Annotated in this window: 19 protein-coding genes and 1 pseudogene; 17 read left to right on the top strand and 3 right to left on the bottom strand. The window is 54.4% G+C overall.

Annotated elements, in window-relative coordinates; translation table 11 throughout:
* Window positions 1-24: 24 nt before the first annotated feature.
* From araJ to rplI, 4 genes are all read left to right on the top strand, one after another.
* Window positions 25-1,176 carry an MFS transporter AraJ gene (gene araJ, locus Q1K76_RS01140; protein WP_087407286.1) on the top strand — a complete coding sequence of 384 codons (1,152 nt, stop codon included), beginning with the start codon at window positions 25-27 and terminating at the stop codon, window positions 1,174-1,176.
* Window positions 1,177-1,311: 135 nt separating this feature from the next.
* The gene (gene rpsF / locus Q1K76_RS01135) at window positions 1,312-1,671 is read left to right on the top strand and encodes a 30S ribosomal protein S6 (RefSeq protein WP_087407285.1); all 360 of its coding nucleotides are present in this window, start codon (window positions 1,312-1,314) and stop codon (window positions 1,669-1,671) included.
* A 3-nt stretch (window positions 1,672-1,674) separates the two neighbouring features.
* Window positions 1,675-1,944, top strand: coding sequence for a 30S ribosomal protein S18 (gene rpsR / locus Q1K76_RS01130; RefSeq protein ID WP_087407284.1), 270 nt, complete (start codon window positions 1,675-1,677; stop codon window positions 1,942-1,944).
* A gap of 23 nt (window positions 1,945-1,967) precedes the next feature.
* Window positions 1,968-2,411: a 50S ribosomal protein L9 gene (rplI, locus tag Q1K76_RS01125; RefSeq protein ID WP_300130406.1), complete on the top strand. Its 444-nt coding sequence runs from the start codon at window positions 1,968-1,970 to the stop codon at window positions 2,409-2,411.
* 72 nt (window positions 2,412-2,483) lie between these two features.
* Here the strand turns inward: rplI and Q1K76_RS01120 are convergent, their stop codons facing one another.
* The 3 genes from Q1K76_RS01120 to Q1K76_RS01110 form a co-directional block, all read right to left on the bottom strand.
* Entirely contained in the window at window positions 2,484-3,284 is an 801-nt protein-coding gene (locus Q1K76_RS01120) for an MBL fold metallo-hydrolase (RefSeq protein ID WP_300130403.1), read from the bottom strand.
* A gap of 4 nt (window positions 3,285-3,288) precedes the next feature.
* On the bottom strand, window positions 3,289-4,461 hold the full coding sequence (locus Q1K76_RS01115) for a TlpA disulfide reductase family protein (protein ID WP_300130401.1): 1,173 nt from the start codon (window positions 4,459-4,461) through the stop codon (window positions 3,289-3,291).
* A gap of 156 nt (window positions 4,462-4,617) precedes the next feature.
* Window positions 4,618-4,857 carry a hypothetical protein gene (locus Q1K76_RS01110; protein WP_087407280.1) on the bottom strand — a complete coding sequence of 80 codons (240 nt, stop codon included), beginning with the start codon at window positions 4,855-4,857 and terminating at the stop codon, window positions 4,618-4,620.
* 200 nt (window positions 4,858-5,057) lie between these two features.
* Between Q1K76_RS01110 and Q1K76_RS01105 the strand changes: the two genes are divergently transcribed.
* The 13 genes and pseudogenes from Q1K76_RS01105 to Q1K76_RS01045 form a co-directional block, all read left to right on the top strand.
* Window positions 5,058-5,597: a ferredoxin domain-containing protein gene (locus Q1K76_RS01105; protein ID WP_300130399.1), complete on the top strand. Its 540-nt coding sequence runs from the start codon at window positions 5,058-5,060 to the stop codon at window positions 5,595-5,597.
* A complete protein-coding gene (locus Q1K76_RS01100; protein WP_258328217.1) occupies window positions 5,594-6,625 on the top strand; it encodes an agmatine deiminase family protein in 1,032 nt (343 codons plus the stop codon). The genes Q1K76_RS01105 and Q1K76_RS01100 overlap by 4 nt, the downstream gene beginning before the upstream one ends.
* A gap of 13 nt (window positions 6,626-6,638) precedes the next feature.
* Complete coding sequence (locus Q1K76_RS01095; protein WP_258328216.1) at window positions 6,639-7,529, top strand: carbon-nitrogen hydrolase; 891 nt, start codon at window positions 6,639-6,641, stop codon at window positions 7,527-7,529.
* Between the two features lie 155 nt (window positions 7,530-7,684).
* Complete coding sequence (locus Q1K76_RS01090) at window positions 7,685-8,158, top strand: dCMP deaminase family protein (RefSeq protein WP_300130397.1); 474 nt, start codon at window positions 7,685-7,687, stop codon at window positions 8,156-8,158.
* 197 nt (window positions 8,159-8,355) lie between these two features.
* The gene (locus Q1K76_RS01085; protein WP_300130396.1) at window positions 8,356-10,005 is read left to right on the top strand and encodes a S41 family peptidase; all 1,650 of its coding nucleotides are present in this window, start codon (window positions 8,356-8,358) and stop codon (window positions 10,003-10,005) included.
* A 12-nt stretch (window positions 10,006-10,017) separates the two neighbouring features.
* Window positions 10,018-10,581 carry a 5-formyltetrahydrofolate cyclo-ligase gene (locus tag Q1K76_RS01080; protein WP_258328215.1) on the top strand — a complete coding sequence of 188 codons (564 nt, stop codon included), beginning with the start codon at window positions 10,018-10,020 and terminating at the stop codon, window positions 10,579-10,581.
* On the top strand, window positions 10,572-11,276 hold the full coding sequence (locus Q1K76_RS01075) for a helix-turn-helix transcriptional regulator (protein ID WP_298663302.1): 705 nt from the start codon (window positions 10,572-10,574) through the stop codon (window positions 11,274-11,276). The genes Q1K76_RS01080 and Q1K76_RS01075 overlap by 10 nt, the downstream gene beginning before the upstream one ends.
* A 15-nt stretch (window positions 11,277-11,291) precedes the next feature.
* Window positions 11,292-11,846, top strand: coding sequence for a LuxR C-terminal-related transcriptional regulator (locus Q1K76_RS01070; RefSeq protein WP_298663303.1), 555 nt, complete (start codon window positions 11,292-11,294; stop codon window positions 11,844-11,846).
* A 122-nt stretch (window positions 11,847-11,968) separates the two neighbouring features.
* On the top strand, window positions 11,969-12,598 hold the full coding sequence (locus tag Q1K76_RS01065; protein WP_143240863.1) for a DUF2975 domain-containing protein: 630 nt from the start codon (window positions 11,969-11,971) through the stop codon (window positions 12,596-12,598).
* Window positions 12,599-12,608: 10 nt separating this feature from the next.
* Window positions 12,609-12,833 carry a helix-turn-helix transcriptional regulator gene (locus Q1K76_RS01060; protein ID WP_258328211.1) on the top strand — a complete coding sequence of 75 codons (225 nt, stop codon included), beginning with the start codon at window positions 12,609-12,611 and terminating at the stop codon, window positions 12,831-12,833.
* Between the two features lie 36 nt (window positions 12,834-12,869).
* Window positions 12,870-15,710: a pitrilysin family protein gene (locus tag Q1K76_RS01055; RefSeq protein ID WP_300130393.1), complete on the top strand. Its 2,841-nt coding sequence runs from the start codon at window positions 12,870-12,872 to the stop codon at window positions 15,708-15,710.
* 472 nt (window positions 15,711-16,182) lie between these two features.
* Window positions 16,183-16,527, top strand: a complete 345-nt coding sequence (locus Q1K76_RS01050; RefSeq protein WP_300130391.1) for a hypothetical protein — start codon at window positions 16,183-16,185, stop codon at window positions 16,525-16,527.
* Between the two features lie 115 nt (window positions 16,528-16,642).
* Window positions 16,643-17,325 (top strand): annotated as a pseudogene (locus tag Q1K76_RS01045) (hypothetical protein); the annotation flags it as partial.

Raw genomic sequence — 17,325 nt, 5'->3', positions numbered from 1 at the left:
TTCAATAGGTTATTAAGGTATCGTATGAAAAAGAGTCTTATTGCATTGGCGTTCGGCACATTGGGGCTTGGAATCGCCGAGTTTGTCATGATGGCTATCCTCCCCTACATAGCCGCCGATCTACACATCACTATTCCTACGGCCGGCCATTTGATTTCGGCCTACGCTCTGGGCGTATGTGCCGGAGCTCCCCTTCTGACCATGGCCCGCAAACTGCCGTTGAAAAATATCCTGCTCGGTCTGGTAGCCGTGATGATGGCCGGCAACCTGTTTGCCTCGCTGGCCCCCAACTACTGGACCATGATGATGGCCCGGTTCATCTCGGGGCTCCCCCACGGAGCCTACTTCGGGGTAGCGTCGATTGTGGCCGAGAAGCTGGCCGATAAAGGGAAGGGCTCGGAGGCGGTCTCGATTATGATTGCCGGCATGACCATCGCCAACCTCTTCGGGGTACCGCTGGGCACCTCGCTCAGCACGCTGCTCTCGTGGCGGCTCACCTTCCTGCTGGTGGGTGTGTGGGGCCTCATCGTGCTCTACTACATCTGGAAGTGGGTACCTCAGGTCGAGGGATTGCCCGACACGGGATTCAAAGGACAGTTCCGTTTCTTGAAGACCAAAGCCCCCTGGCTCATCCTGGGAGCCACCATGCTGGGCAACGGCGGCGTGTTCTGCTGGTACAGCTACATCAACCCGCTGCTCACCCAAGTCTCGGGCTTCCCGACCGAAAGTGTCACCCTGCTGATGGTGCTGGCCGGATTCGGCATGGTGGTAGGCAATCTGTTGGGCGGACGCCTGTCGGACATCTACACCCCCGGCCGCGTGGCTGCCTACACCCAACTGCTGCTCTTCATGGCCCTGCTCGCCATCTTTTTCGCGGCTCCTGTCGGATGGCTCACCGTACTGCTCATGTGCCTGTGCACCGCCGGACTCTTTGCCGTGTCGAGCCCTCAGCAAATCTCAATCATTCACTTTGCCAAGGGTGGCGAGCTGCTGGGTGCCGCCTGCGTGCAGGTAGCCTTCAACCTGGGGAATGCCATCGGAGCCTTCCTGGGAGGCCTGCCGCTCGAGGCTGGTCTCGACTACCGCTACCCCGCCCTCATCGGGGCACCGCTCGCCCTGGTCGGCTTTGTACTGCTCACCCTCTTTTACAAAAAATACGAGTCGACCAAAGCCTGAGATTAACCCCAATCGACCAGGCACCGACAGAAAAAAGAGAAAAAACCGTCGCAAAGGGTTGTATAATTGCAAGATAATCTCTACCTTTGCCCCGCTAATAAAAACTATTAACCAAATACGTTAAACTAAACGAGTATGAATCATTACGAAACCGTTTTCATTTTAACTCCCGTTTTGTCTGATGTACAGATGAAGGAAGCGGTAGACAAATTCAAAACGATTCTCACCGAGCAAGGTGCCGTAATCGTGAATGAGGAAAACTGGGGATTGCGCAAGCTCGCCTATCCTATTCAAAAGAAAACCACCGGTTTTTACAACCTGCTGGAATTTGACGCCGACCCTTCTGTCATCGCCAAACTGGAAATTCAATTCCGTCGTGACGAACGTGTAATCCGTTTCTTGACGTTCAGAATGGACAAATTTGCTGCCGAATACGCTGCAAAGAGAAGAAGTGTTAAATCGTCTAACAAAGTAGAAGAAGTAAAGGAGAACTAAAAAATGGCACAAGCACAATCCGAAATCAGATATTTGACCCCTCCGTCGGTTGACATCAAAAAGAAAAAATACTGCCGTTTCAAGAAAAACGGTATCAAGTATATCGACTACAAAGATCCTGAATTCCTGAAAAAATTCTTGAACGAACAAGGCAAAATCCTGCCCCGTCGTATCACAGGAACTTCGTTGAAATTTCAACGTCGTATTGCACAAGCTGTGAAAAGAGCCCGTCACCTGGCGCTGCTCCCTTATGTAACTGATTTGATGAAATAATTAAACGAAGGAGGAATTTTAGCATGCAAGTAATATTGAAAGAAGACATCGCCAACCTCGGTTACAAAGACGATGTCGTTACGGTAAAAAGCGGATACGGTCGTAACTACCTCATCCCCCAAGGAAAAGCTGTTATCGCTTCGCCCATGGCTCTGAAAATGCGTGAAGAGGACCTGAAACAACGTGCTCACAAACTCGAGAAAATCAAAGCCGACGCTCAAGCTCTGGCTGCTGTCCTCGAAGGTGTATCGCTCACCATCGGTGCAAAAACCAGCTCGACGGGTACCATCTTCGGTTCGGTTAACAACATCCAAATCGCCGAGGCTCTCGAGAAACTGGGCCACAACGTAGACCGCAAACAAATCATTATCAAAGACCCTGTAAAAGAAGTGGGCCACTACAAAGCTACTATCAAACTCCACAAAGAGGTTAGCGTAGAAATCCCCTTCGAAGTCGTTGCTGAATAATCGACGAATCTATAATAAGGAAAGCGCCCGACACTGTCGAGCGCTTTTTTTATGCAGTCATATAATGCTTCACTAAATTTCAAGAGTGTCGCCGCAAGCGATATAGTGCATATTATCCATGTGCCGGGCCAAATAGTCGAATGCCGACTTTCCCGTGCAGTGGCACGTATAGAACAGGGTATCCGCGTATTTGCCGCGCAACTCGGCGGCTATGTCGTCGAGCAGACTCTCAGGTACCGATTTCCGGGTAACGGGATTGAACAGATGGAAACCGCCCACACACAAGGAGGGGCGATACTTTGCCGCAACGTCCATAATATTCACGACGCCCGAGTGGCCGCAGCCCATAATCAAGACCATCTTGTTTTCGGCGATAATCAGGTTCTGCTCGTGCCCGAAAGCGTCCTGCCCCCGTTCATCATAGAGGACACGGTTGGCCGGAGAGTAAAATCTATCGCTGCGGCTCTTCACGGTAAACAGCCGCAGCTCATCATCAATTGTACAATCGCCCTCCAGCAACACCAGTTGCCGGTGCGACATCAGACTCCGATCGAGCCCGATTGGCACCTTGCAAAACCAGACCTTGCTGTAATGGGGTTCAAAAGCCTCTCTCTGCACATAAACGGCAGCCCGGGAGTTTATCTCCAGAAACTTCTTCAAAGCTCCCCCATGGTCTGCGTGCCCGTGAGAAATGACGACCGTATCGACCGTTGAAATATCGATGCCTCGCTTGGCGGCATTCTCAAACAAGGTATTATCGGGACCCAAGTCGAACAAAATCCTGTGCCGACGAGTCTCTATATACAACGAGAGGCCATGTTTAGCCGTCAGCTCCGAGTTTGTAGTATTCTCTACCAGCGATACGATGCGCATACGCCTATATTTTCTTTTTCGCCAAACTGTCCGACTTGGCCGACACCGTATCGCGACGCATCCGATAGGGCAACAGCTCCTGCAACTTGCTGCCCAACTGCTCGAGCGTGAGATTGCGGGAATTTATGGTCCCGTCGGGATTGATGAGCACAAAGGCGGGAACCGCGGCCAGAGCATAGCGCGACTCTACCTCGTCAGGATTGGCGGCAATACACTGGTGGGCCGGCAACTTCAGTGCCTGCACCTGCTCGCGCCACAACTCGGCATTGCTGTCGAGCGAGACCGACAGGAAGATTGCACCTCGGTAGCCATACTCACGATACAGTTCACCCAACTTGACCATGGCCCGGCATGAAGGGTCGCTGCCGGCTTGCCAGAACCCCACGACCACATAGCGAGCATACCCCACATAGCCCGACAGCGAGGTGCTTCGCCCCCACATATCGACCAACGGTACATCTACGTACGGGCTGCCCGGCTCTATCTTGTCGGCATTGCGCAGCCGCTGAGCTATATCGGTCAGCACCTGTGCACTCTTGTTGCGGCTACCCAGCTCCGACAGAAGCTGCTCCAACTGGGCTTCGCTGAAACGGCTCTGCATCGACTCGAGCAGCCAGAGCGAGGCCGGCGAATTGCGATTCTGACGAATAAACCGATAGGCACGATCGGTCGCCTCGTCGTCGAGATGGCCATATTGCCTATACATCGACGACTCGAGCGTGGCCGTCATCTGGCTGTCGGCCACCAGTTCGAGATAACGCTCGTGCAACCGGCCGCGCAACGAGTCGAGCCGATGAACTTCGGCCTTGTACAACTCGAATGCCGCATTTTGTTCGGTACCCGTCACGGTCGAATACAAGGTATCCATCGTGGCCTCCATCGAGCCGTTCTCCAGCACAAACAGCACCGGCACGGCCAGCGAGTCGAGCGAACGGTTGAAACGCAAATAGGCCATGATAGGAACCTCTTGCTCCCCGCGAAACGAAAAGAGGCCGTCGTCGACAATCGCACTGTCGAGATTGACCAGCTCGTCGCCATTGCTATGAGAGAGATAGATGATATTTCCGTTAGCTTCGGCATTGTTTACATGCCCGTCGATCACATACGAAGTCTCTACACCGCCCTGGCAACCTGCGCACAGCAACAGCGGCAATATCCAATAATAGGCTCGGTTCATATTCTTCGATTTCTGAAGAACAAAGATAAAGAAGATTTTTGTTCATTCCCTCTCGATTGCCCCACGATCCTCTATTTTTCTACGTTCAAAGCCCGTAGAAAATCGTACAACAGTCCCTCTTCATGGTTGGGCAAACGCACTCATTTGCCCGGATGACTATCTCTCATCGTGATCATCGAGACTATCCCATACCGAATCTTGCTGTTCGAGATACTCTTCATAATAGTAAGCAAAACCCTTTCGTCCCGAGACTCCCATCGTATCGCACCACTCTTGATAATCGGCTTCCAACTGCTTATCGTCCTCCATCATCGACCGAAACATCTCTTCCGCCAAATCCAAAGTACGATATTGCTTAATAATATCATCAAATATGATTGTAATATCATTACTCATGGCATTCCTATTTATCAAATGAACACATTATTGCATATCTTGGTTTACAAATATAGAAAATCTTTTATAAAAAGTGATTGAAAACTTGTAAAAAAGCGAAAACAAATTAGACCTTTACGCATCATCTTTTCACATTCCGTGTTTCCCATTTGCCTCTGCTCTCACCTTTTATTATCTTTGTATCAAATAAAGACGACAACATGATTTACAACGAACGTGATACTCGTAAAGAGGCTGTGTGCGAAGCTGCCAAGCAGATTATGATGGCGGCCCGCACCGCACCCAAAGGGAAGGGAATAGATATTATCGAGATCGCCACCGTCACCGGCGACGACCTGCTGGCGCTGGCCCACCGAATGAGAGAGGAGAGCGAAAAACGCGACATGAAGTTTTTCCTGCGCGATGCCGGCAACATCGAACAGTCCGACGCCGTTATCCTCATCGGCACCCGCCGCCAGGTACAGGGCCTCAACTGTGCCTATTGCGGCTACAAGACTTGCGCCGAGAACCCGCAGGAAAATCCCTGCGCCATCAACTCGATCGACGTGGGCATTGCCATCGGCTCGGCCTGCTCCAAAGCGGCCGACCTGCGCATCGACACCCGGGTGATGTTCTCGGCCGGAGCCGCGGCTCAAGAGATGGAACTGCTGCCCGGCTGCCGACAGGTGATTGCGCTGGCACTGAGTGTATCGTCGAAGAGTCCCTACTTCGACCGTAAACCGCAAACTCCGAAGGCATGAACTCCACGATACTCTTCCCGGCCGAGTGGTACCCGCAATCGGGTATCCAGCTCACCTGGCCCCACGAAGCGACCGACTGGGCCTACATGCTCGACGAAGTGACGGCCTGCTACATCGACCTCGCCCGTGAGATTGCCAAACGCGAGCATCTGTTGATTGTCACGCCGCACCCCGAGCAGGTAAAGCAACTGTTGCAAGGGGTGGTCGACCCCGATGCGGTGACCTTCGCCGAGTGCTCCACCAACGACACGTGGGCTCGCGACCACGGTGGCATCACCCTCCTGCGCAACGGCGAGCCCTGCATCTACGACTTCAAGTTCAACGGGTGGGGACTCAAGTTTGCCGCCAACTACGACAACCTCATCACCTCGACGCTCTACCGGCAAAACCGATTCCGGGCCCGGTATGAAAACCGGCTCAACTTCGTAGTCGAGGGGGGCGCACTCGAAAGCGACGGCGCCGGCACCCTGCTCACCACAAGCGAATGCCTGCTCTCGCCCAACCGCAACGGCGAGTGGTCGAAGGAACGCATCGAAGAGTATCTGAAAGAGACCTTCGGACTGCAACGCGTCTTGTGGCTCGACCACGGTTATCTGGCCGGCGACGACACCGACAGCCACATCGACACCCTGGCCCGGTTCGCCCCCGACGATACCATTGTCTACGTACGGTGTACCGATACCACCGACGAGCACTACGAGGCGCTGCGCCGCATGGAGGAACAACTGCGCACCTTCACCACCCTCGATGGCTCGCCCTACCGGCTGCTGCCCCTGCCCATGGCCGATGCGGTACATGACGAGAATGGCGAGCGGCTGCCTGCCACCTACGCCAACTTCCTCATCATGAACGATGCCGTGCTATACCCCACCTACCGGCAACCGGCCAACGACCGGGCTGCCGCCGAGGTTCTGCAAGCCGCCTTCCCCGGCCGGGAGATGGTGGGTATCGACTGCTCGCCGCTCATCCGGCAACACGGGTCACTGCACTGCGTTACCATGCAATACCCCGAGAATGTATTACGATAAAATGCTATATAACATGACCGAAAAGAAAATCAAAGTCGGACTCGTCCAACAACATAACAGCGGCGATAGGGCCGACAACATGAACCGGCTGAAACAGCGCATCGAACAATGTGCCGCCCAGGGGGCCCAACTCGTGGTGCTGCAAGAGCTGCACAACAGCCTCTACTTCTGCCAAACCGAATCGACCGACAACTTCGACCTGGCCGAACCCATACCAGGCCCGTCGACCGAATTCTTCGGCCGCCTGGCCGGCGACCTGCACATCGTGCTGGTCACCTCGCTCTTCGAACGCCGCGCCCCCGGGCTCTATCACAACACGGCCGTCGTCTTCGACACCGACGGCTCCATGGCCGGGAAATACCGCAAGATGCACATTCCCGACGACCCCGCCTATTACGAGAAGTTCTACTTTACCCCCGGCGACCTGGGCTTCAAGCCTATCCAGACCTCGATAGGTACACTGGGCGTGCTGGTGTGCTGGGACCAGTGGTACCCCGAGGCTGCCCGCCTCATGGCCCTGCAGGGAGCCGACCTGCTCATCTACCCCACCGCCATCGGTTGGGAAAGCTCCGATACCCCCGAGGAGCAAAAGCGCCAGCAGGATGCCTGGATTATCTCGCAACGGGGACACGCCGTAGCCAACGGTCTGCCGGTCATCGCCGTCAACCGGGTGGGACACGAGCCCGACCCCTCGCAACAGACCCGGGGCATCCAGTTCTGGGGCCACAGTTTCGTGTGTGGTCCTCAGGGTGAGATATTGGCCGCAGCACCCAGCGACAACGAATGGTGCCAGGTAGTCGAGGTCGACCTCGGCCGCAGCGAGAATGTGCGCCGCTGGTGGCCCTTCCTGCGCGACCGCCGCATCGATGCCTACGACAACATATTACGCCGCTTTATCGACTGATTACACGGGGTGTCGGAGGCTATCCGACACCCCGTTTTACTATGCGGCCCGATGCCCGGCTCATTTTTCTTGCCGGTGCACCGTTATTATTTGATAAAAAAAGAGGATAAATAACCGCAAAACAGCTATTTTTGTAAATCATTATCGCAGGATATATGGATACGAAATTAAATAGCACCGACAAACAACTGAACCTGGACAAGCGCTACATACGCATGGCGCAAATCTGGGCCGAAAACTCCTATTGCCAAAGGCGTAAGGTCGGAGCCTTGATTGTCAAAGACAAGATGATTATCTCCGACGGATACAACGGTACGCCGGCCGGATTTGAAAACTGCTGCGAAGACGAGAGCGGACACACCTTCCCCTTCGTGCTGCATGCCGAGGCCAACGCTATTACCAAAGTGGCCCGCAGCAACAACAGCAGCGACGGAGCCACCCTGTATGTCACCTCATCGCCTTGTATCGAATGTGCCAAACTGATTATTCAGGCAGGCATCAAGCGTGTGGTATTCTCGGAGTATTACCGGCTGCAAGACGGTATCGACCTCTTGCGGAATGCTCACGTCAAGGTCGACTTCATCGACCCGCAAGCCGACGAGCACAAACCGCAGGAGTCGGGACTGTAACCCCACGGAGACAATCGCTCCGCAAGCGATTTGTCAATCGGGAGTCAATACCGCCCGAACCATCGAAAAAGATAGATACCAAGACGAGAGGCTCCAGAGAGAAACTGGGAAAAGCCCGTCGCCCCTGTGAGCAATCTCGCCGATAATATGTTTTTCTTCTATAACAACAGAACGCGTTTAAATTATCCGCATCGATTATGAACAATAACAAAGCCCGCTTCGTCTGGATTCCCCTGCTCGTAGCCGTAGCTATCGTGGGGGGCATCTTAATCGGACGATTCTTCTCCATTCAAAATCCCTTCGGCGGCAGCGCGCAATACGACAAAATCGAAAGCCTGCTGCAATGTATCGAACAACAGTATGTCGATACCGTAAACCGAGACGACCTTATCGAAAACGTCATGCCCAAGATTCTGGGCGAGCTCGACCCCCACTCGGCCTATATTCCGGCCCAAGACCTGGAGAGTGTCAATGAAGAGTTGGAAGGCTCGTTCAGCGGCATCGGCATTCAGTTCAATATCCTCAACGACACCATCAACGTAGTGAGTGTAATCCCGGGCGGTCCCTCCGAAAAGGTGGGCATTCTGGCCGGCGACCGCATCGTCGCCATCAACGACTCGGCCTTCGTGGGCGAAGGCATCAGCAACGAGAGCGTAATAAAAAATCTGAAAGGTCCCAAAGACTCGGTAGTCAAACTCACCATCGTGCGCAAGACGGCCAAGAAGCCCCTCACCTACGAGGTAACCCGGGGCGACATTCCCGTGAACAGCATCGACGTCGCCTTCATGCTCGACGACCAGGCTGGCTACATCAAGGTAAGCAAATTCGGACGCACCACCTACGACGAGTTCATCAATGCCCTCTCCAAGCTGAACAACGAGGGAGCCCGGAGCTTTATCATCGACCTGCGCGGCAACAGCGGTGGTCTGATGGATATTCCCATCAACATGGCCAACGAACTGCTCCCGGCCAACCGACTGATTGTCTATGCCGAAGGCCGGGCCTTCGAGCGTGAGGATGCCGTCTCGAACGGGACCGGCACCTTCCAGGATGCTCCGCTTATCATCCTCACCGACGAATGGTCGGCCTCGTCGAGCGAAATCTTTGCCGGGGCCATACAAGACAACGACCGAGGTCTGATTGTAGGACGCCGTACCTTCGGCAAGGGGTTGGTACAACAGCAGATTCCCTTCCGCGACGGCTCGGCCATACGCCTTACGGTAGCCCGCTACTACACCCCTTCGGGCCGCTGCATCCAGAAACAGTACGAGCTGGGCAAGGCCGACGATTACAGCATGGATATTGTCAACCGCTATAAACACGGCGAGTTCTTCAACGCCGACAGCATCAAGCAGAACAAAGAACTGGTATACCACACCGTCAACGGACGCGAGGTATACGGTGGAGGCGGCATCATGCCCGACATCTTCGTACCACGCGATACGACCGGATACACCTCGTACTTCAACAACGTAATCAACGAGGGTACCCTCTACCAGTATGCCTTCGACTTCACCGATAAGAACCGCGACCGCCTGTCGAAAGCCAAAGACCTCGACGACCTGATGCCGATGATCGAGGGCAACAGTCTGCTGAACAGCTTCGTGCAATATGCGGCACAAAAAGGCATACGCCCGCGCCCCGTCTACATCAACATCTCGCGCCGACTCATCATCAACACCTTGCAGGCCTACATTGCCCGCAACATCCTGGGTGAAGAGGCTTTCTACAAACTGCTGCTGCGCGACGACGAGACGCTGCGCAAAGCCCAGGAGGTACTGGCCGACGAGCAGAACTACAACCGGCTGTTGAGCGGGACCTCGACCGCAAGCACGGGCACGAAATAGGAGCGACACGTCATGCACGACAAACACCAGCTCAGGCAAACAATCAAGCAGTTGAAGCGGGCCCTCACTCCTGCCGAGCGGGAGGAGCTCTCGCGACGCATCTGCGCGGCCATAGAGTCGCTGCCCGGCTTCGACCGGGTGAGCCGCCTCATGCTCTATCACGCTCTGCCCGACGAGGTAGACACTCGACCGCTGCTCTCGAGATGGAGCACGGCCAAACAGCTCTATCTGCCCATTGTCGCCGGCGACGACCTGGTGGTGGCCGCCTATGACGAAGGGGCCGTGAAGCAGGGAGCCTTCGGCATCTGGGAGCCGGCCGACGACACGGCCGTAGACCCCTCGCTGCTCGAGTGGATTGTCGTGCCGGGGGTAGCTTTTGACCGCCGTATGAACCGGTTGGGCCGCGGCAAAGGCTACTACGACCGTTTGCTGCGACAGACCCCGGCCCGAAAGATAGGCATCTGCTACGGACTGCAACTGGTCGACGAGATTCCAGCCGAGCCCCACGACATACAGATGGACCTGATTATTACCGAAAACGACATCATCTATAAAAATAACGAACCATGGCACTGATAAACGCCGAAAGTAAACTTTGCGACGTCATCCTGAACGAACCCTCGATTATCCCGGTCATCAACCGATTCGGAATTATCTTAGGTGTCGGCGACAAGAGCATACGCACCGTATGCGAAGAGAAGAAACTCGACTGCGAGTTTTTCGTGACGATTCTCAACACCTTCATCAACGAAGACTACTTCCCCGAGAACCGGCTCAAATCGTTCTGTGCCACCCAGATTGTCGACTACCTCACACAAACCAACGCTTACTACCAACAGTTTCAGATCCCCAATATCGAGCGGCACTTCAACTCGCTCATCTCGCAGAGCGACAGCGACAACAACAACCTCGAGCTGATGAAGCAGTTTTTCGAGGAGCTGAAGAAAGAGCTGCTCTCGCGCATCGAGCGCGACCGCACCAGCTGGTTCCCCGCCATCAGGGCCGCGGCCGAGCAGCTGCAAGGCGAATATTATGGCGAGCACATACGCTACGACCACGACGAGCCCGACTCGCTCGAAGAGAAACTCGACGACCTCAAGAGCCTCTTCGTCATTCATCTGCGGGGCGAGTACGACCTCAACCTGTGCCACGGTGTTATCTTCGCCCTGTACAGCCTCGAGAAAGACATCAAGCAGCACAACCGCATACGCAACCGCATCCTGCGCCCCATTGCCGATGCCATGCTCAAAGCCTGCCACGATAAAGAATAACCCAAGAAACTGCTCATGCGTATCGCCGTCGTCACCCCGCATACCCTGCTGAACTTAGGTCTGAAGCATCTGTTCCAACGATACTTCGACGTGACCCCTGCACTCTACAACCGAGCAGAAGATTTCTTCGACGACACCCCCGAGCAGTTCGATGCCTACCTGCTCTTTGCCGACGCCGTATTGCAATACAGCGACTTTTTCCTGCCCCGCAAGAGCCGCATCATGCTGCTTACGGCTCACGGCGACCAATCGTCCGAATCGTTTGCCCCCACACTCCCCATCGACGAAGAGAAGGAGAGCCTGCTCGAACGCCTCGAACGCTTTGTCGAACAGCTCGGCCGACAAGCCGAAAGCCTGCCCCAAGAGCTTTCGCCTCGCGAGACCGAGGTGTTGAAACTGGTGGCCAAGGGATTTATGAACAAAGAGATTGCCGACCAACTCAACATCAGCATCAACACCGTGCTCAGCCACCGCAAGAACCTCACCGCCAAACTGGGCATCAAAACCGTATCGGGACTCAGTTTCTATGCCATGATGAACGGCTATATCTCGGACATCGACAACAAATAACCGGCTTCCCCGCCCCCCTGTTCCGAATCAAATTTTATCGTTTTTCGATAAAAATATACTGTTTTTCTTGTTTTTCTCAAAAACATTTCTTTCCTTTGTCTTACCAATACAACACGGCTTATATGTTTTACGACAAGCAGACAAAACGGAAAATACAATTACTCAACCTGTTAATTGCATTGCTCATACTCATCCCCATCGTACTCGACTTTTCCAAAGGGTTCACGATTGGGTTCAACTCCTCGTTCATCGGTTTTGAAAACGGGCTGGGGAAATCGTCGTTGCAGATAAGCACCATCAAGCCCGACAACCTGCAACTGAGCGAATTCGGCTCGATACCGGGCCTCACGCTATCGACCGGCGGGATCCTCTACATACCCGACTCGATGGTACCGCAAGGGCTGAGAATCTGTGCTGCAATCTTTACTCTGCTCTCACTGGCCTCGTTCATAGCCATGATTGTGATGCTGGTCAAGCTCATCCGTTCGGTAGCGGCCGACGGTTTGATGAACCACAAGAACATCCGACGCCTGCGGCTCCTCTCCTACTACATGATTGCCTTCTACTTCATCAGCTATATCGACCTGTTCATTGCAACCGGATACTACCGTTCGCACCTCGACCTGGGCGGTTACACCCTTTGCTACCCCGAGATGAGCCCGGCAGTCACCATCCCCTTTATCTTGCTGCTGCTGGCCGAGATACTGAACATTGCCCACAAACAACGCGAAGAGTTGGACCTCACCATCTAAATCATTGCCTATGCCGATTATTGTGAACCTTGATGTCATGATGGCGAAACGGAAAATTTCGCTCAACGAACTTTCGGGCAAGATAGATATTACTCCCGCCAACCTCTCTATACTCAAGACCGGGAAGGCCAAAGCCATACGCTTCTCGACCCTCGAGGCCATCTGCAAGGAGTTGAACTGCCAGCCCGGCGACATACTCGAATATCAAGGAGATAACGAAGAGACAACAAAATAACACAAACACCAATATTTATCATTAAATCAAAACACAATGAATTTACGAATGGTAAAATCGGGATTAGTGCTTGCTTTCCTGGCCGTAGCCCAATGGGTATCGGCTCAGCAAGCTCCTCAGATGGAAGCATTGCCCATCGATCCCAACGTACGCTACGGTGTGCTTGACAACGGTCTCACCTACTATGTACGTCACAACGAAACACCCAAGAACCGTGCCGAGTTCCACATTGCCCAAAAGGTAGGCTCGATTCTCGAGAACGAAGACCAACGCGGTTTGGCCCACTTCCTCGAGCACATGGCCTTCAACGGTACCGAGCACTTCCCCGGAAAGACGATGCTCAACTACCTCGAGAACAACGGTATCAAGTTCGGTGTCGACCTCAATGCCTATACCGGTTTCGACGAAACGGTATACCGCATCTCCAACGTCCCCACGCAGAATCAGAATCTGGTAGACTCGTGTCTGCTCGTGCTCTACGACTGGGCTTGCGCCATCTCGCTCAACGATAAGGATATCGACGAAGAGCGCGGCGTTATCCACGAAGAGTGGCGTACGCGTGCCGATGCCAACTGGCGTACCTGGGAGGCTACGGTACCCGTCATGTTCGAGGGCAGCCAGTATGCCAACCGCATGCCTATCGGTACCATGGAGGTAGTGATGAACTTCCCCTACCAGGCTCTGCGCGACTACTACCACAAATGGTATCGCCCCGACCAACAGGGTATCATCGTAATCGGTGACTTCGATGCCGACAAGATGGAGGCTCAAATCAAAGAACTCTTCGGCAAAATCAAAATGCCCGAAAACGCTGCCGAGCGCGTATACTATCCCGTGCCCGACAACAAAGAGCCCATCTTTGCCTTCCACAAGGACAAAGAGGCCGCCTACACCCGTGTAGACATCTACATGAAACACGACCCCATGCCTCGTGAAATGCGCGGTACCATCAACGGGGCCATCACCGACTACATGAACGGCGTGATTGGTATCATGTTCAACGACCGCATCACCGAGATTACCCAGAAACCCGATGCTCCCTTCATTGCCGGTGCCATCTTCGACGGCGACTTCTTCGTATCGAAGACCAAAAGCGCCTTCACCCTCATTGCCGTGGGTAAAGACAACGGTGCCATCGACGCCATCAAGGGTATCATCCGCGAGGCCGAGCGTATAGACCGCTTCGGGTTCACCGCTTCGGAGTACGACCGGGCACGCGCCACGATGCTCTCGAACTACGAGAACCTCTACAACGAACGTAACAACCGCAAGAACGTCGACTATGCCGAAGAGTATATCCGTCACTTCATCGACGGCGGCTACATCCCCGGCATCGAAATGGAGTATAACCTCATCAAGCAGATGTCGCCCGCTATCACGGTCGATATGGTGAACCAATATGTAAAATCGCTCATCAGCGAAGAGAACATGGTCATCTCGCTTACCGGTCCCGACAAAGAGGGTGTTACCTACCCCGACAAAGACCAGGTACTGGCTGCCATCAAAGAGGTAGAGGCCGAAGAGGTTGCCCCCTATGTCGACAAGGTATCGAACGAACCCCTCATCTCGAAAGAGCCCGTTGCCGGCAAAGTGACCAAGAGCGCTGCCGGTAAGAAATTCGGCACGACCGAGTGGACCCTCTCCAACGGTGCCAAAGTGGTGCTCAAACCCACCGACTTCAAGAGCGACGAAATCACCATGCTGGCTGTCAGCAAAGGTGGATATTCGCTCTACAACACCAACGATCCGGCTCTGGCCCGCGACCTGAAATCGCTCAACGAAATCGTTGAACTGGGTGGCCTCGGCCAATTCGGCAAGACCGACCTGATGAAAGCCCTGGCCGGCAAGAAGGTATCGTCGAGCTTCTCGATGGGCGGGGCTCAGGAATCGGTATTCGCTTCGTGTGCCACGAAAGACCTCGAGACGATGATGCAACTCGTATACCTCACCTTCACCGACCTGCACCGCGACGACGAGGCATTTGCCGCCTGGAAAGAGCAATCGAAAGCAGCTCTCGTCAACTATGCCAACACGCCGCAATACATCTTCAGCGATTCGCTCTCGGCTACCCTCTACGACCACAACCCCTTGCGCCGTCAGTTGAAAGCCGAAGACATCGACCAGATCAGCTACGACCGCATTCTCCAAATCGCCAAGGAGCGCCTGGCCAATGCCGCCGACTATACCTTCATCTTCGTAGGTAACTTCGACACCGACTCGCTCAAACCCTATGTAGAGAAATACATCGCTTCGCTCCCGGCCAGCAAGAGCCGCGACAAAGTGGGCAAACTGATCGGAACTCAAAAGGGTATCGTCACGAACCACTACAACCAACCGATGGAAACGGCCAAATCGACCGTCTATGCCATCTACTCGGGCGACGAGAAATACAACCTGCGCAACAACCTTATGCTCAGCATTCTCAACCAGGTAATGGACATTGTATATACCGAGACCATCCGTGAAGAAGAGGGTGGAACCTACGGCGTAGGTACCATGGCCAACTTCTCGTCAATCGACAACGAGTGGTTGTTCCTCTTCGGCTTCGACACCAACCCGCAAGACGAGAAACGTCTCACCGACCGCGCTCATGCCGAGTTGATGAAGGTTGTGAAAGAGGGTCCTCGCGAAAAAGATTTCACCAAGGTGAAAGAGTATATGCTCAAGAAACATGCTCAAAACCTGCGTGAGAACTCCTATTGGAGAGATGTGATTTCTGACTTCGAGTTGGGCTACGGCGACAACGAGAGCAACTACGAAGAGACCCTCAACAGCATCACCATCGACGACATGAAGGCCTTCACCAAGAAGATCTTCAACGGCAAAAACCTCATCGAGGTAATTATGACCGGCGTCGTAGAAGAGGAGGCTAAATAAAGACTCTACCGTACGGTAAGGCACATCCTTGCCGACGACACCCATAGCGGGGGCATACACGATGTATGTCCCCGCTTCTGTTTTAAACCGTAGCGCGAGTCACCCCGCACCCGATGCGGGGGCCAGTGTGTGGGTCACCCCGCACAACGATGCGGGGGCCAGTGTGTGGGTCACCCCGTACCACGATGCGGGGTCCAGAGAGGGGCCGCAAACGGGAAAGGGCCTTTACCGGGTATTCCTGGATACCGCGTCAAGGCGCGGTATGACGTGGAGCACCGCGTCGCAGCGCAGTATGACCAAGAAAGTGCGGAATGACCGTAGCCACATAAGGCGCAAGCGAGCTGCGAGCACGAAGCAAACACCGCCTTTATCGGGCCGGGAGGAGACTAGCCGACCGAGGAAGAAGGGCGAGGACTGTTTGAGCACAGCAAGTTCCGCAGCCCCCGAGGGCGGTGACAGACTCCGAGCGAGAATGCCCGATAACAGCGGCGGCGCTTCTTGGTTCGTTCTTCTCGCTGTTGAGAAGAATGAACATACCGGGTCACCCCGCACCACGATGCGGGGTCCAGCGAGGGAGTGCGAAATGACGGGACGGCGAGGTCCGGGAAAAGAGCTCGACAACAACGGCGATACCTCTGACTTCGTTCCTCTCGACGATAAAAAAAACGGACATATTCCCTCCCAAAAAGAGCAAAAAACAGGGGCTCGAAACAAAAAAATAGCGATGTTCAACATTTCAAATGTTAAAAATCAGGGCCGAAAAATTTGCTCTATCAACAATTTCTTTGCTCTATCAACAATTTTGGTTAAATTTTAACAGTGCAACGCCTCGGTTGTTAAACCCTTTAACAATCACCATTTGCACAATTCTTCCCATAATATTATATTTGAAACACAATCCTTCCCGATAATACCAAATCCTATATAACGACATGTTCAAAAAATTGTTGATGACCCTCGTGCTATGGGCTGTTGTATACCCGCTCGTGGCACAGACACAGGGCGACACCATCTACCACTTTCGGTTCGAGCCGGGGAACGACGGCCTCTATACCGCTTACCGAAACAACGGCACCGAGCTGACCCGTCTGCTCTCGTGCGTAGTACAGAACAAAGAGGCGATACTCGCCGGCACCATCCCCATCCAGGTCGACGGCTACTGCAGCTCGCTCCACGACGAAGCGGCCGCCCGGGCCATCGCCCGCATCCGGTCCAACCGGGTGAAGAGCGAACTCATCACTCGCCAGGGGCTCACCGAAGCCTGCTTCACCACCCGCAACCACACCTCCGGCGGCGACTATGTAACGGTGCGAATCGCCATCCCCGCCCAGACCTCCGAGGCCGGGCCGGAGCAACAGGCCGAGGCCGAACGGCTGGAGGCTGAACAGCAACGCCTGAAAGCTGAACAACAACGCCTGGAGGCCGAGCAACAACGGGCCGAAGCTGAAGCACAACGAGCCGAAGCCGAGCAGGCCCGACAAGCCGCCGAGCAGGCCCGCCAAGAGGCCGAACGGCAACGGGCCGAGGCCGGGCACCCGGAGCACGACTCCTACCACCTCGCCCTGCGGGCCAACCTGCTGCGCTGGGCTACCCTCACCCCCGACCTGGGTATCGA

Origin of the sequence: uncultured Barnesiella sp. (assembly GCF_946496565.1) — a bacterium.
Lineage (GTDB): Bacteria > Bacteroidota > Bacteroidia > Bacteroidales > Barnesiellaceae > Barnesiella > Barnesiella merdigallinarum.
Note: the sequence above shows the minus strand (reverse complement) of the source record. Positions and strands in the feature narration are given on the sequence as shown.

Coding starts and splice junctions, on each gene's coding strand:
- araJ (WP_087407286.1), top strand. CDS start 25: ATGAAAAAGAGTCTTATTGCATTGGCGTTCGGCACATTGGGGCTTGGA.
- rpsF (WP_087407285.1), top strand. CDS start 1,312: ATGAATCATTACGAAACCGTTTTCATTTTAACTCCCGTTTTGTCTGAT.
- rpsR (WP_087407284.1), top strand. CDS start 1,675: ATGGCACAAGCACAATCCGAAATCAGATATTTGACCCCTCCGTCGGTT.
- rplI (WP_300130406.1), top strand. CDS start 1,968: ATGCAAGTAATATTGAAAGAAGACATCGCCAACCTCGGTTACAAAGAC.
- Q1K76_RS01120 (WP_300130403.1), bottom strand. CDS start 3,284: ATGCGCATCGTATCGCTGGTAGAGAATACTACAAACTCGGAGCTGACG.
- Q1K76_RS01115 (WP_300130401.1), bottom strand. CDS start 4,461: ATGAACCGAGCCTATTATTGGATATTGCCGCTGTTGCTGTGCGCAGGT.
- Q1K76_RS01110 (WP_087407280.1), bottom strand. CDS start 4,857: ATGAGTAATGATATTACAATCATATTTGATGATATTATTAAGCAATAT.
- Q1K76_RS01105 (WP_300130399.1), top strand. CDS start 5,058: ATGATTTACAACGAACGTGATACTCGTAAAGAGGCTGTGTGCGAAGCT.
- Q1K76_RS01100 (WP_258328217.1), top strand. CDS start 5,594: ATGAACTCCACGATACTCTTCCCGGCCGAGTGGTACCCGCAATCGGGT.
- Q1K76_RS01095 (WP_258328216.1), top strand. CDS start 6,639: ATGACCGAAAAGAAAATCAAAGTCGGACTCGTCCAACAACATAACAGC.
- Q1K76_RS01090 (WP_300130397.1), top strand. CDS start 7,685: ATGGATACGAAATTAAATAGCACCGACAAACAACTGAACCTGGACAAG.
- Q1K76_RS01085 (WP_300130396.1), top strand. CDS start 8,356: ATGAACAATAACAAAGCCCGCTTCGTCTGGATTCCCCTGCTCGTAGCC.
- Q1K76_RS01080 (WP_258328215.1), top strand. CDS start 10,018: ATGCACGACAAACACCAGCTCAGGCAAACAATCAAGCAGTTGAAGCGG.
- Q1K76_RS01075 (WP_298663302.1), top strand. CDS start 10,572: ATGGCACTGATAAACGCCGAAAGTAAACTTTGCGACGTCATCCTGAAC.
- Q1K76_RS01070 (WP_298663303.1), top strand. CDS start 11,292: ATGCGTATCGCCGTCGTCACCCCGCATACCCTGCTGAACTTAGGTCTG.
- Q1K76_RS01065 (WP_143240863.1), top strand. CDS start 11,969: ATGTTTTACGACAAGCAGACAAAACGGAAAATACAATTACTCAACCTG.
- Q1K76_RS01060 (WP_258328211.1), top strand. CDS start 12,609: ATGCCGATTATTGTGAACCTTGATGTCATGATGGCGAAACGGAAAATT.
- Q1K76_RS01055 (WP_300130393.1), top strand. CDS start 12,870: ATGAATTTACGAATGGTAAAATCGGGATTAGTGCTTGCTTTCCTGGCC.
- Q1K76_RS01050 (WP_300130391.1), top strand. CDS start 16,183: ATGCCCGATAACAGCGGCGGCGCTTCTTGGTTCGTTCTTCTCGCTGTT.